At 49.5% G+C, this 13290-nt stretch carries 13 protein-coding genes; 3 read left to right on the top strand and 10 right to left on the bottom strand.

Annotated elements, in window-relative coordinates; translation table 11 throughout:
• Positions 1 to 84: 84 nt before the first annotated feature.
• The 10 genes from BLP80_RS04450 to BLP80_RS04405 form a co-directional block, all read right to left on the bottom strand.
• Entirely contained in the window at positions 85 to 876 is a 792-nt protein-coding gene (locus tag BLP80_RS04450; RefSeq protein WP_090540541.1) for a glycosyltransferase family 2 protein, read from the bottom strand.
• A 174-nt stretch (positions 877 to 1050) separates the two neighbouring features.
• On the bottom strand, positions 1051 to 1887 hold the full coding sequence (locus BLP80_RS04445) for an aldolase/citrate lyase family protein (protein WP_090540539.1): 837 nt from the start codon (positions 1885 to 1887) through the stop codon (positions 1051 to 1053).
• Between the two features lie 2 nt (positions 1888 to 1889).
• A complete protein-coding gene (locus BLP80_RS04440; protein ID WP_090540538.1) occupies positions 1890 to 2858 on the bottom strand; it encodes an NAD(P)-dependent oxidoreductase in 969 nt (322 codons plus the stop codon).
• A gap of 2 nt (positions 2859 to 2860) precedes the next feature.
• Positions 2861 to 3700 carry a glycosyltransferase family 2 protein gene (locus BLP80_RS04435; RefSeq protein ID WP_090540537.1) on the bottom strand — a complete coding sequence of 280 codons (840 nt, stop codon included), beginning with the start codon at positions 3698 to 3700 and terminating at the stop codon, positions 2861 to 2863.
• 516 nt (positions 3701 to 4216) lie between these two features.
• A complete protein-coding gene (locus BLP80_RS04430; protein ID WP_090540535.1) occupies positions 4217 to 4738 on the bottom strand; it encodes a hypothetical protein in 522 nt (173 codons plus the stop codon).
• 127 nt (positions 4739 to 4865) lie between these two features.
• The gene (locus BLP80_RS04425) at positions 4866 to 5516 is read right to left on the bottom strand and encodes a hypothetical protein (RefSeq protein ID WP_143002227.1); all 651 of its coding nucleotides are present in this window, start codon (positions 5514 to 5516) and stop codon (positions 4866 to 4868) included.
• Between the two features lie 333 nt (positions 5517 to 5849).
• Positions 5850 to 6248: a SemiSWEET family sugar transporter gene (locus tag BLP80_RS04420; protein ID WP_090540531.1), complete on the bottom strand. Its 399-nt coding sequence runs from the start codon at positions 6246 to 6248 to the stop codon at positions 5850 to 5852.
• 90 nt (positions 6249 to 6338) lie between these two features.
• Positions 6339 to 7817: an alpha-amylase family protein gene (locus BLP80_RS04415; protein WP_090540529.1), complete on the bottom strand. Its 1479-nt coding sequence runs from the start codon at positions 7815 to 7817 to the stop codon at positions 6339 to 6341.
• Complete coding sequence (locus BLP80_RS04410) at positions 7814 to 10585, bottom strand: MGH1-like glycoside hydrolase domain-containing protein (protein ID WP_090540528.1); 2772 nt, start codon at positions 10583 to 10585, stop codon at positions 7814 to 7816. The genes BLP80_RS04415 and BLP80_RS04410 overlap by 4 nt, the downstream gene beginning before the upstream one ends.
• A 74-nt stretch (positions 10586 to 10659) precedes the next feature.
• Positions 10660 to 11724, bottom strand: coding sequence for a sulfotransferase family protein (locus BLP80_RS04405; protein ID WP_090540526.1), 1065 nt, complete (start codon positions 11722 to 11724; stop codon positions 10660 to 10662).
• 382 nt (positions 11725 to 12106) lie between these two features.
• Here BLP80_RS04405 and BLP80_RS16125 point away from each other — a divergent pair, with 382 nt between their 5' ends.
• From BLP80_RS16125 to BLP80_RS04400, 3 genes are all read left to right on the top strand, one after another.
• The gene (locus BLP80_RS16125) at positions 12107 to 12241 is read left to right on the top strand and encodes a hypothetical protein (protein ID WP_256203509.1); all 135 of its coding nucleotides are present in this window, start codon (positions 12107 to 12109) and stop codon (positions 12239 to 12241) included.
• A 3-nt stretch (positions 12242 to 12244) separates the two neighbouring features.
• Entirely contained in the window at positions 12245 to 12418 is a 174-nt protein-coding gene (locus BLP80_RS15585) for a hypothetical protein (RefSeq protein WP_176754267.1), read from the top strand.
• 255 nt (positions 12419 to 12673) lie between these two features.
• Positions 12674 to 12940 carry a hypothetical protein gene (locus BLP80_RS04400; RefSeq protein ID WP_090540621.1) on the top strand — a complete coding sequence of 89 codons (267 nt, stop codon included), beginning with the start codon at positions 12674 to 12676 and terminating at the stop codon, positions 12938 to 12940.
• The last annotated feature ends 350 nt before the right edge of the window (positions 12941 to 13290 follow it).

Below are 13290 nucleotides of genomic sequence, written 5' to 3'. Positions count from 1 at the left end.
AGAACACGTCATCGTTATACTCAAAATATACAATTTCCAGAAAAATTGAAAATCCGGTATGGCGTCACAGCACGCTGCTGAATATCAAGTAAATTGCTCCTTGGCATACCTGCCACCTCCCTGTGTTCTCCAGGCGTGATTTTTATAATGATCAACATAACATCTTGGGACAACTATTGCCCTGTCATGAGCGGATAATGAATTTAAAATTCTCTTATTCTGTTGATTGTCGTTAGTTGGCTTTAGGTTAAATAACCTTATTTGAAATTCGGTTTCATTCCCTTCAAAAGGAAACGCTGGATTGAAGTAATGTTTATCGTCATATCTATTGTTGATAAATGTTTTTGCCGTACACCCAAAGCAAAAACCATTAACAAACCCGACTTTTATTGGATTTTCATTTCTACTTCTGCCGTCATGAGAATATTGTTTTTTCTCACTTTGATGAAAAAGATGATTGAATGTCCAACGCCTGCTCTTGTTAACCCAGGCATGACCAGGATTATTTGTGATAGGTCCATAAATAACATCATCAGCAATGAGGGACGAAACAAAGTGCTCCCATGTTTCATTAATTAAAATATCATCATTCATGATAAAAATAATTTCGCAGTCGTTTTGAATACATAAATCGACTCCTTTATTCCAGGCACCCGTCAAGCCACCATTTTTATTTTGATCATCTATCCGAATATAGCGAAAGTCATTTCTGGCATTACAAAAATCTGCAACTTTAAAATTGTCTTTATGGCTGGATTCGTTATCGAATACACAGACGAATTTTTCACACTTAATGTGATCAACTATAGAATTTAAACATGGCAATATGAATTTGTTCACAAAATTGTGGTAAGCCAGGACAATTCCTATTTTCATAATATGGTGTTTTTATAGACTTTATTGTGTTAAGTGTAGAAAATTCACTCCGGAATCAGTCCGGAGTCTTTTCATTTTTCAGAAGAATTTCGCGGATTATTATGGGCTTGAAAAATGCCACAGTATAGGCTATTTCCTGCATGAAACATCTCGATCAGCAACGTCACCTCTCAATTAAAATTTTTTGCCTAATTTTTTATTAGTTTGAATAGTACTTGCCGCTACCCAAAGCTTGTCCCATGCTTCCATCAGGTCCTGCTGCGGGCGTTCATACCACTCATCCATACGGTTGCGGAAAGCCGCAACTTCTCGGGTTAGATCAAGACAAGTATAGTCTGGAGAGGTAAAAACTCTGGATACGAGCGCCCGGTCAGCCCTCAAACGTGGATATTGGGCGTAGATGAGGTCAGATGGAATAGGCAGGCGATCATCTTTTACCCGACCAATGCCACCAAAACCAAAAGGAAAACCTGCGCTATGAACGATGTCTGAAAGGGTATTCATAAATTGGTAGCGCAGGAGTTCGAAGTGACTCTTCAAACCAAGATCAAGATGCAAATCGTTCAGTCCAATATGAATCTCATCAATTCCTTTAAGCCGCACAATATCATCAATACGCACGGCGGCGGCGGCTGTTTCGATCAGTAGCGAAACTTCTGCTCGACCATCAACATAGCTAATGAAATCTGCGGCTTCTTCAGCGGTACGGAACATTGGGAGCATGAGCACTTCTGCGCCAACCTCAATGTAACGATCGATTTCATCACGCAAGCCGGGATGGGGTGGGTTGGTTCGCACAAAAAGTTTAGCTTTCTTCAGGGTCTGCCGCAAAGCGAGTAGCTGCTCTTCCTTATGATCAGAAATCCAGGTATTCAAATGCTGCTGCCGTTCAGCTTTACCCAGCATTTCAAGATCAAGGCCAATGCGGTTGATTCCTGCCGCATCAGCGCGGCTAGCCAATTCACTATCATTGGTAAAAAGTGTCAATACAAAATCATTTCCGTAACTCATCCTCAGCCCCCTCCAGCCAAATCATCCAGAGTAATCATATCCAGCAGTGCTTCGCCTTTCAAATAGCTTCTAACCTGATTTTCAATAAATGCTTCCAGTTTCTTTTGGTATTCCGGATGAAATACTGCCACCTTGGGCGTAATAAGCAGGTGGGGTGTAGCCCAGATTGGGTCGGCCGAAGAAGAAGGAATAGGGTCAATGACATCAAGTGCAGCACCTCCCAGACGCCCTTCCCGCAGTATGCTAACCAGCGCATCGGTATCAACCACTCCACCTCGGCCAATGTTAATCAGTACAGCATGCTGGGGAAGTGCTCGCAAAATAGTTTCATCAAAAAGATGGTGGGTATCTTTGGTCAATGGCAGCGTAATAAAGCAGAGATCCGCACGACGTAAATGTTCACGCCAGTTGTTATTGGCGCAAAATAATTCATCGCAGACAGCCTTTGCTTCAGGAGAATACTTTCTCGTCACACCAAGGACTGTTAATCCATTTCTACGGAGAATCCTGGCCAATTCTCTTCCGATACAACCCACACCGAAAACCATAGCGGTTTGAGGAATTGGCAGCATATTGAAAGGCGAATGCGCCCATATGCCTTGTTGCTGGGCCTTAATCGCCTCGGGGATACGTCGCACCATGGTTAGCGCCAGTGTAAAGGCATGCCATGCAACGATATCCGAGAAAGCAGTACAACGGGTTAGTATGGGATTAACCCTGCGTAAGTCAGAAGATAGCAAATGATGCGGTCCGGCCGCAGTACTTTGAATCCATTTCAGGCATCGCACATGAGGAAGTGTTTGGCGCAAATAACGGTGCCCCAGGATGATCTCAGTATCGGCAGCATGGCGAACGGCAATCTCTTCTGAATCAGCAACAACCACTTCCATATCTTCGCGCAGCGCTTTTAACCGCTCGATATGCTCCTGAGAAGGCCGTAGATTACTGTACATAAGTAAAAGCTTGCTCATTTCTATTTGCTCGATTTTTTAAGAATACGCCGAAGCTCTGTATATCTTTCCAGGAATTTGCGGAGTTGAAATTCAATTCTTCCCATCGCTTTTACTTGGGACGATACTGTTGAAAGCGGTATTTCAGAAGAAGCCTCCTGAACAGCCAGGAATTCTTTTTCAATTTTTTCCTTATCTAAAAGGTACTGATGCCCCCACTTTTTTTCGATGTCTACCTGACTCAATCCTGTGCGGAGTTCCGCATAGCGTGTAACAAGATAATCAAGTCCAAGATATTTGTAGTGGAGTAACTTGAGATCTCTTTTTTCAGGAAGCACCACCCGGCCGGTTGGACTGGCTCTATGTCGACCTGGAATAAAATTAGTCTCTTCGATGGCATCAGGATTAAATATGCAAAGTTTATCCATCTTCTTATAGCGCATGCCGCGAGTAATCAGATCGCATAATCGTCCGGCAGCGTCCGGGAAGGAATCTGAAACCATCTGATAACCCTCTGCTGGAATAGCGGTGATTCCAGCATCCTGGCACTGTTTGAGATAGCGGAGTAAATTAGCATGATAAAGGTGCTCATCCATACTACAAAGGATTACCCAGTCTGCTTTGTTGCGGCTTCGTTTCCAAATATTGTCATTAAAGACAGTAGCGCTTGCCACTAATGAATTAGATTGCTTGTGAAAGCGGTCGATTTCAACCTTTGGTTGCTTGCCTAAAATATCAAGGGACGCATCCGTAGAAGCGTCGTCAAAAATGAAAAAGCGATCGGCAATGGCGTCATAGTGCCGAAAGTAATAAGGAAGCATTCTTTCCTCATTCCAGCAGAGCGAATAAATATGAACAATCATATATCTTGAACTCCAGATAGCGCATCCGAATTAATTGGAAGTACACTCACACTATGATCTTGATCTCACTATACGATCATGCCAGTGGAGCGTCACACAAATGCCTTGACTCAATGAAATCGATACCTCCCTCCATCAAACGGAACATGAATCCGCATCCACATTGCATATATGATAAAAGGACGCCACGCTACCCCGAATATTTCATAAATTCGCGTGATGATCACGCAGGATTTTGATTAATAGGGAAGTTTTGAGAAAGAGGGGTGTAGTGATTCATACATCCGACTGAGCAAAATCTTTCTTATTAATCAAAAGACAAGTGAGGGCACGTGCCAATTTATGAAATATTCAGGCTACATAGCAAAAACAGGCACGAGCTAATGTAGCGGCATTTACGAGACTATACTAGATACGAGTAAATTTAGGTTTCTTTTTAAAAAGCTTGCAAAGCTGCATGGGACCAAGGTCTGCATAACCTGCCCCCTGTCTAGCCCGAATATTTTATAAGCCAATTTATGAAATATTCGGGCTAGGTGCGACTAGCCGGTCATTCTGAACGGCAAAGTGTTTTATTATCTCCAGCGTCGGGCAGCACATCGGATCTTGCGGGCCGTGCGTCGTCATCGCAACTGCAACGCGGTCACGTTCGATTGCCACCGAATGCACCTTGACTCGGTCACCCAGAAGAACTGTGTCAGTATTCGTCCAGCCTTGAGCGCTTTCAATTAACAATGCCAGCTCATAGAACGTACCCGTTCCGTCCAGGGTCGTTACCACCATGATTGCACCCACTGATTTGCCGTTCAGCATTCCGAAGGCTCGTTTATCGGTAAGCTTCACCACCACTTCGGACGCAGACTCTGGCGCGGCGGATGCGCGATACTCACCCTGCGCAAGTGTCACGGGGCCAGCCTGAAACACCTTCGATTGGAATGTCATCGATTCAAGATCGCAGAACGCCTTCCCATGAGAAGGGACCGAAAGCGCCGTGACCCAGACCATGGCAAGAAGAATTTTCTTTCCAGCGTGTGTCATGGCGTCTCCTCAACCGTTGCTTGAGACTTCCGCATCTATCGAGTGGCGGTCGTGTTATGCGTCAGCAGAAACCACGCAATGCGCGCCCCATGCTAGCCGATCCCCATACACTCCCGTCCTACATATCTCATTCGTTCTTCTCGTGGGTCAAATTGTCCAGAAATTGATCCAGACGAGTATATTTCGACGATGTTTTTCTGGTCAACAAGTCGGTTAACATACTACCGAACGCGGCTCGTGCAGCATCTTTAATAAACATGGGATCCAGGCTCGCTGTTTCGTTTAGCACGGCAGATTCAGCCGCAGAGGACCAAATGGGTTCGCCGCTCACGGTGTCCCACAGTTGCAGGGAAAGTCTCATGACGGCAGAACGAGTCTGCAAGATCAGGAATGGCGCGACCGGCGCTTCCAAACGGTTCGTCATGGTTTGTGAAATATATGCCACCCGGGGCTGAAGCACGTACCGTGCTCCGATACTCTTTCCGATTTTTTGAAGCAGCTCTCGATCCAGTATATGGCTCTGATCAGCACCCTGGCGCAAGCGCGTATATTCTTCTCTCAGGCCGTGACGGTTGATCAGACCGATCGTTTGCTGTTCGTCTATAATCTTCCAAGCTGGGGCGACTTTCTTGATGGATTCAGCAAGGTAAAGGCCCAATCCTGCTTCATCCCCCCGAAGGAGGGGCGCCGGTGCCAAGGGCGTGAACAGTGCCACCGCTTCCTGTTCCAGGCTTGCCAGATCCGATGGAGAAGAAAACAGTGTCGACGTGGTGCGCACCGTCCACCTGGGCTGAAGACTTTCACACCCTGTTATGAAAAGGATGAGAAGGACAAGTCCTGCTACCCTGATCTCTGTCCGCAAAAAAAAGGGGTGAGTCATATTACCAATGCCTCCTGCACGGATGAATGCAGATTGTTGTAATTCCATGAATGGACTTTATCCGTTTGTTAGCTTTCAATAGACCAGAACCACAAGCAGATTGATTCTTTTGCGTCTTTCAGGCTCCCCATTTCTACCGTTAGTTGAAAATAAGGCTCCACGGAACCGGGCTGGCCCAACAACCGGTTCAAATTGTGGCACCGCTTCGCTCGCGCAATCCAATCTTATTCGCTAACTTGATTCACTTTGGCCCATATTTTCTCTGCGGGCAAAGTAAAAATAGGCGCCCACCACGAAGAAATTGGTTATCACCGCGATGGTATTCCAAAGAATCACGGGCCTTGAAAGAATCAGCAAGCCGTAGTAAACCCACAGGATTTGGAAAGTGCCCATAATGGCAGCCATCCTCGGATTTATGCCTTTGCTTGATCTCCGCCTGAGCATCCCGATCAAATCCGGCAGGGCGGCAAAGGTCGTGCCTAATCCCGCCACAAAACCGACGACTTCAGACCTATAAAAACCGGGGAATAATAGACTATTCACATCGTGAATGGCTAATTCCCCACAGCCCGCAAGCATGAACGTGCTGAAAAAGATACAAAACAACCGAATACTCTTAAGAGAAACCATGTTTACCTCCGTTTTAGGTGACTGCCAATCAGCTCATACCATTCCCTCAAAACCTCCTATCGTTATCACCGTTACCTGAATCCTGTTTGATCAACGGCTCTCGCAGTGAAGAACGTGACAACCCCACGGCTCCAGATCCACGTGCAGACCCGATGTTTGAAGTTCATCACCCGCCCGATCAAACACCGTTTTCTGTAGCAGATCAGTCAACCGCCAGAAACAGCCCGCAAGATCACCCCATGGCAGCCTAACTTGCGCCTGGGAACGGCTCGCTGAAAGATTGATGACGATCAGGTGGCGATCAGCCTCTTTCTGCCAGCACCAGGCGACCACGTTCGAAAAACTGTCATTGTCCGGCCAACCGATCCGCTCACACAGTCTCCACTCCCCGTCCCTGAAGCCTTTGCTGCGAAGGGTTTCAAGAAGAGAGTGGTAGAACTGCTGAAGATTCTGGTCCGGAGTTTCATCGGGACGGCGGCGCAGGAACACCGGGAGTCTCACGCGGCGTCCCTCGAATTGCCCTTCGTGAAACAGTCTGGCACCGGGTAGCGTTGCAAACGTCACCGCAGCCGCCTGCGCCTTCTGTTCAGTAAACGTCGCAGCGGCGCGCGGTTCATCGTGGTTCTCGATGAAGCGAACGAGCTTCTCCTGGTAGGGCAGATCAGCACAGAGATGCAGGCGCACGCTCTCGGCCGAACCATGCTCAAGGCGGTCATAAAGACGTTTGTCGTAGCAATAGTCGAAGCCTTGTTGCTGAAGCTCCCATTCCTTGTCCCAGTAAGCTTCAGCCATGAAGAGGACATCGGGGTAACGCTGTCGCACCCCTTGGATCACCTCCGACCAGTATTCTTTCTCAGGACGCGGCCCGGCGCGGGAGCCCCAGGTGCGCTCGAAGATGGGCGTCATAAGCAGCATCGCCATATCGCAGCGCATGCCGTCGCATTGCCCGGCAATCGATCCCACAGTCTCGATGATCGCCTGGCGCAATCCCGGATGAAAGCCGTTGAACTGCACCACATCAGGCCAGGGCGCAAAGAACGGATCTCTCCCCAGCGCCAGGACCTTGCCGCCGGCCTCGAAAAATTCTCCCGGCTTCTGTGCCAGATCATCACTGTTGCCCTGGATGAAATAACCCGGATGCTCCATGACCCAGGGATGATCCGGCGCCACGTGATTCGGGACGAAATCCAGGATCAGTCGCACCCCCCTCTTGGCCAGCTTCTCTCTGGCAGCGGCAAGCCCCTCCGGGCCTCCCAGATGGGCATCCACGACGTAGCGCCGCACGCAATAAGGTGAACCGACATTGTCCTCTGGCGCAAAATCGGGAAGAGCCCGGCGGAAATCCGCAAGCAGCCCTTCGTTTCGCATCGAAATGGCGATGCCGGCAGGACTCCGCTCCCATACGCCCATGAACCAGACCGCATCAAAGTGGAACGCGGCAAGCGCATCCCATTCTTGATCGGGAACCGTGGCCAGGGTCACGGGCTTCCCGTGTATCCTGCTCAACTCACTCAACCACACCCAGGTATTGATCTCATAGATCAGCGGGTACTTCGGCCAGGTATTCATACGTTACTTCCTTCGGCAGCCTTTGTGAACGCAACCTGCTTACCCCCTTCCAGAACCCGCTTGGCATCCAGGAAGCCGAACAGTTGGATGAGTTTTGCCACACACCCAGTCCAACCGGTCTGATGGCTCGCACCCAATCCGGCACCGTTGTCGCCGTGGAAGTATTCATAGAACAGGATGTAGTCGCGCCAGTGCGGGTCGTTCTGGAACATCTCATTGCCGCCATACACAGGGCGTTGGCCGTGTTCGTCGCGCAAAAAGATCTGGCTGAGCCGATCGGCGATCTCCTTGGAAACCTCGAAGAGGTTCATCATTCTCCCCGATCCCGTGGGGCACTCGATTTTGAAGTTATCGCCGTAGTACAGATAGAAGTTCAGCAGCGCCCGGATGATCATCACGTTCACCGGCATCCAGATCGGGCCGCGCCAGTTGGAATTGCCGCCGAACATCCCCGTGTTCGACTCCGCCGGCAGGTAATCCACGCGATACTCCTGACCGCTCACGTGGAAGACATACGGATGCTGCTCGTGGAACTTGGAGAGCGAGCGGATGCCGTAGGAACTCAGAAACTCATTCTCATCAAGCATTTTCGACAGGATCCGGCGCAGCCGCTCCGGGTTGACCATAGCCATGATTCCTCGGTCCGCCACGCCGAAATGCCCAGGGCCGGTAGGGTGAATGGTATTCTTGAGTTCGGGAATTCGGCGCAGGCGTTCCCCTATGAGGGCCATCATCTGCGGGATGCGCTTTCGCTGCCACTCTTCGATGACAGTTGTGGCGCACAGTGGCAGCAGCCCTACCATCGAGCGCACCTTGAGCCGCGTGGCGCTGCCGTCGGGGAGCCGCAGCAGATCGTAGTAAAAGCCATCCTCCTCGTCCCACATCCCCTCCTGACCGGGCCGGTTCATGGCTGCAGCAATATAGAAGAAGTGTTCGGTAAATTTGAGTACCATGTCCTCATAATTGGAGTCGTGAGCAGCAAGTTCAATCGCGAGTTCTACCATGTTCTGGCTGAAAAAAGCCATCCAGGCGGTACCGTCTGCCTGCTCCAGGTGGCCGCCGGTGGGCAGTGGAGCGCTACGATCGAACACGCCAATGTTATCGAGGCCGAGGAAGCCTCCCTCGAACACGTTCTTACCAAAACGATCCTTGCGGTTCACCCACCAGGTGAAGTTCAGCAGCAGCTTGTTGAACGCCATTTTTAGGAACTCCATGTCGGTCTCCCCGTCCAGAGCCAACTCAGTGCGATGCAGGAACAGGGTGGCAAAGGCGTGCACCGGTGGGTTCACATCGCTAAAGTTCCATTCATAGGCAGGCATCTGGCCGCTAGGATGCAGGTAGACGCCCTTGAGCATCAGTTTCAGCTGATCCTTGGCGAAGTCGGGATCGACGATCGAGATCGGGAGCGTGTGGAAGGCCAGGTCCCAGGCTGCATACCACGGATACTCCCACTTGTCAGGCATGGAGATGACGTCCTTGTTCAACATGTGGAACCACTCCGTGTTCCGGGCATTTCGATATCCGGTATGCAGAGGATTAGAGTTGTGCTCGCTCAGCCAGTTGTAACCGTCGAAGAAGAAGAACTGCTTGCTCCAGAGCATGCCGGCGATGGCTTGGCGCATCACGTTGGCCGTATCTTTACTCACTGATGGCGGCGTCACGGACTGGTAAAACTCATCGGCTTCCTGGAGCCTATCGTCAAAGACTCTGTCAAAATCCTTGCCAAAGGATTTGTTCTTCTGCTCAGGAGAGTTCCTGGAGAGCCGCAGGCGAATCATTGTGGTCTGACCGGCGCCAATATTGACCTGGTAATGCGCCGCAACCTTGGTACCCTGCTTGCCAGGATTGACCGCTTCTTGTCGACCCTGCACCACATAATCATTGATGCCGTCCTTGACGTACGGACCCTCGTTCGGATACCCAGGAAAGAGCCGATCGTTGTTCGTTACGTTATCGGTGAAGAGCAGCGGCACCTCGCCTTCGCAGGAAAGGATGAATTCACCCAGCAACGGATGCGTTGCTGTAACCGCGCTCGTGTCTTTCGCTTCCTTGATCTGCTTGAGATTGGGTTTCTCGGGTGATCTGTTGGATTCGGCAATCCACGACGACCAATCGTTGCGAAACCACAGTGTCGGCAGGAGGTGCAACTCAGCCGCTTCCGGTCCCCGGTTGGTTGCCGTGATCTTCACCAGCATGTCTTCCGGACCGGCTTTGGCATACTCCACGAAGACGTCGAAGTAACGATTGTCATTGAAAACACCCGTGTCGAGCAATTCGTACTCGAACTCATTCCGCGAACGCCGTCGATTCGTCTCCACCAGATCGACGTAAGGATAGGCCGTTTGGGGATACTTGTAGAGATACTTCATGTAAGAGTGCGTCGGCGTGCTGTCGAGATAGAAGTAGTATTCTTTCACATCTTCGCCGTGGTTGCCTTCGCTGTTGGTCAATCCGAACAGCCTCTCCTTGAGAATAGGATCCTTGCCGTTCCACAGGGCCAGGCTGAAGCAGAGTTGCTGCTCGTCATCAGAAATGCCGGCGATGCCGTCCTCTCCCCAGCGGTAGGCGCGTGAACGGGCTTGATCGTGAGTGAAGAAATTCCAAGCATCCCCTCCTTCGCTGTAATCCTCGCGTACAGTACCCCATTGGCGCTCCGAGAGATAGGGCCCCCATTTCTTCCATGGCATGCCTTCAGCCCCACCTGTTCGGCTATACCTGCTACATTCATCGAGTCGCTTCTTTTCTATATTACTTTCCGGAATTGACATTTGATCCTCCGTTTTATTAATACATTCAGATAAATTAGCTTAGTTACTCGAGCAATGGGTGCTGCCGGTTGCCGTTACATCGACTTCGGTAAAAACTTTTGCAATGCGGGTGGCCTGCCCCCTCCTGGATCAGATGCTGTACTGCCCCAATATGGCAGTAAGCGATACGTAACACGATCTATTTTTCCGGCGAGCCAGGAACTCAAATCGCGGTCTAGCAATCGGGACAGAAGCTGGACGTCGGGTCGCAGCGTCTCGCGCACGACGCCGGCCACCTGAGGGGTCAACGGCGCAGGCGATTCGGCGATCGTATTCCAACCAGCCACCCGGCTGATCAGACTCCGGCGCTTTGAACCATCCTGATGGTAATTGGCTTTGTGGCGCCGCAACGTATCGATTACTTTTCCACGGCGCATCACTGGCAGGTAAAGCAGCTGCTGCAGCCAGCGATACCGATACATACGACTCGGGCATTTCCGCTCGAAACGCGTCTGGCCGTCATAGTCGACTTGAAGGAACTCGAGGGCACGCCGGTAGACGTCGAGCGGGTCGGTTACGAGATCATCGAAAACGATGACGTGCGTTCGTTCACGCCCGGCGATGGAATAGAGTCGCTGTACTTGCGCACCAAACTTTGCGATCTCACTATATATCAGCAGCCGGGCATCGAGACATTGCTTCGGGATGTTCTCCCCTCGGGCGCGCGCCTGCTGGAGCGCCCATGCTTTCCAGAAATCTGGTTCGTCCTCTTGCAGCAGGTACCGCAGCCGCTGGTGATAGGAAGGTAGCATCGTCAGCGGATCGCGAACCAGGACGATGAACCGTGCGCTAGGATTAAAGCGCAGAATTTGTTCAATCGCTTCGGGCAGGTAGAGGTATGTTACCGACCCTTCGCCCACGACGCGGCAATCAGCAGCGCAATGACCGAAATAGCGATCAAGATAGTCCCGCCGCAGCTCAGTCTCGGAAGGCTCATTATCGAGCCGAGCGAAGTAGTGTGTTTCTTTCGGCTGCGAGAAGCCTATCTGCGGGTTGCGCGCAAGGTAACGGCAAAACGATGTGGTGCCGCAGCGCGGCGCACCCACCACGAAGAAATCAGGAAAACCAGGAAATTGAATCATCTGCTGATTAGCTTGCATAATATATGCCCTTTTTATTAACCCGAATAGTTCACAAATTGACACGTGCCCTCACTTGTCTTTTGATTAATAAGAAAGATTTTGCTCAGTCGGGTGTATGAATCACTACACCCCTCCTTCTCAAAACTTCCCCTATTAATCAAAATCCTGCGTGATCATCACGCGAATTTATGAACTATTCGGGTTAAGCGTTCGTGCTTTAACAGATTATTAAAATATACTGATTAAAGATATACGTGCGAATACGTAGGGATAATTTTTATAGACAAGCCATCAAAAAATTTTATGGTTTAGGGAATTCCTAATAGCTGACGCAGCTAACCTCAATATTGCACGAAGGGAAATGTCAGCTCTCTTATAATTCTTTATAATTCAGTTACCTATGCCGAATAAAGAAAAGGAATTGCCAGTAACAAAGTGTATCCAGGAATCATTTAATTTTCCAGATGTAAAGAAGCGCACTGTTGAAGTGAATTTCCAGGGTGGAGATATCAGTGTGCCACAGCAAGCGGCGTAAGAGATGAGGGCATGGCCCCTCGCAATCGGCTTGCAGGAGCAGGTTGCAAACCACCATAAGCGGCCCTGGTCAAAAGCCTGGGTCGTGAGCGTTATGGAAAAGGTGCCAGAAGGCATCAGGTATGGATCAAGGAAGACGAACAACCGTGAACTGCTGTTCAAGTGGCTACCTATGTGAAATGTCAATAGACCCTAGTCAAAAAGAATAGATTTTTATCACTTGTTAATAAGGATTATACCTACGTGTTCACACGTATTTATTTAGTCAGCGTATTTTGATAATTTATTGAAGTGATACGATATGTCAAAGAAAGCGGTATTTATTTTTCCTATACGTTGTTTTACTGAAGATTTTAGAGCGGAGTTGGCATTGTTGTTGCTGGCTTGTCTGGACAGTAAATGTGAAATTGATCTCATATCAAGGAGCAATAGAATGAATAGAAAAGCAGGTTTTCAAGCTGTCGCATCGAACTTAGCCATTGCAACTGCATTGTTGATACCACCGTTGACGAGCTACGCAACCGAACAAGGTGAGCAACGCCGCGAAGCCCGAGACATAAAGCAGGATGCCCGCCAGAAGGCAAGAGAGACCAAGGCTGAATGCAAAGCGGGGGATGAAAAATCTCGGGCGGAATGCCGGCAGGACAAGCGAGAGGCCAAGCAGGATGCCCGCAAGGAAGGACAGGACATCAAATATTAGCAGTGGAAAATACCTGATCTGACCGAGGAAGCCCTATTTAACTATATTCGTGAGAAGCCGCGCATAGAATAGTTAACCCGAATATTTCATAAATTGGCACGTGCCCTCACTTGCCTTTTGATTAATAAGAAAGATTTTGCTCAGTCGGGTGTATGAGTCACTACACCCCTCTTTCTCAAAACTTCCCTATTAATCAAAATCCTGCGTGATCATCACGCGAATTTATGAAATATTCGGGTTAAGTGGAGCATGTTGGGTCTCTTCAATTTTGCCCTGCTTGCCCTTCGGGATACTGCCTTGATTATCCAGATTACCTGAACTTTATTGCAGAATGATCTTGCTTGACGATT

The sequence above is a fragment of the Nitrosomonas sp. Nm132 genome, assembly GCF_900100485.1.
Taxonomy (GTDB): Bacteria; Pseudomonadota; Gammaproteobacteria; order Burkholderiales; family Nitrosomonadaceae; genus Nitrosomonas.
The sequence above is the reverse complement of the archived record's forward strand: the minus strand, read 5'-3'. Positions and strand labels throughout refer to the sequence as shown.

Bases quoted from the DNA above. Each gene is read 5' to 3' on its own strand.
- BLP80_RS04450 (WP_090540541.1), bottom strand. From the start codon at position 876: ATGAAAATAGGAATTGTCCTGGCTTACCACAATTTTGTGAACAAATTC.
- BLP80_RS04445 (WP_090540539.1), bottom strand. From the start codon at position 1,887: ATGAGTTACGGAAATGATTTTGTATTGACACTTTTTACCAATGATAGT.
- BLP80_RS04440 (WP_090540538.1), bottom strand. From the start codon at position 2,858: ATGAGCAAGCTTTTACTTATGTACAGTAATCTACGGCCTTCTCAGGAG.
- BLP80_RS04435 (WP_090540537.1), bottom strand. From the start codon at position 3,700: ATGATTGTTCATATTTATTCGCTCTGCTGGAATGAGGAAAGAATGCTT.
- BLP80_RS04430 (WP_090540535.1), bottom strand. From the start codon at position 4,738: ATGACACACGCTGGAAAGAAAATTCTTCTTGCCATGGTCTGGGTCACG.
- BLP80_RS04420 (WP_090540531.1), bottom strand. From the start codon at position 6,248: ATGGTTTCTCTTAAGAGTATTCGGTTGTTTTGTATCTTTTTCAGCACG.
- BLP80_RS04415 (WP_090540529.1), bottom strand. From the start codon at position 7,817: ATGAATACCTGGCCGAAGTACCCGCTGATCTATGAGATCAATACCTGG.
- BLP80_RS04410 (WP_090540528.1), bottom strand. From the start codon at position 10,585: ATGTCAATTCCGGAAAGTAATATAGAAAAGAAGCGACTCGATGAATGT.
- BLP80_RS04405 (WP_090540526.1), bottom strand. From the start codon at position 11,724: ATGCAAGCTAATCAGCAGATGATTCAATTTCCTGGTTTTCCTGATTTC.
- BLP80_RS16125 (WP_256203509.1), top strand. From the start codon at position 12,107: ATGCCGAATAAAGAAAAGGAATTGCCAGTAACAAAGTGTATCCAGGAA.
- BLP80_RS15585 (WP_176754267.1), top strand. From the start codon at position 12,245: ATGAGGGCATGGCCCCTCGCAATCGGCTTGCAGGAGCAGGTTGCAAAC.
- BLP80_RS04400 (WP_090540621.1), top strand. From the start codon at position 12,674: ATGAATAGAAAAGCAGGTTTTCAAGCTGTCGCATCGAACTTAGCCATT.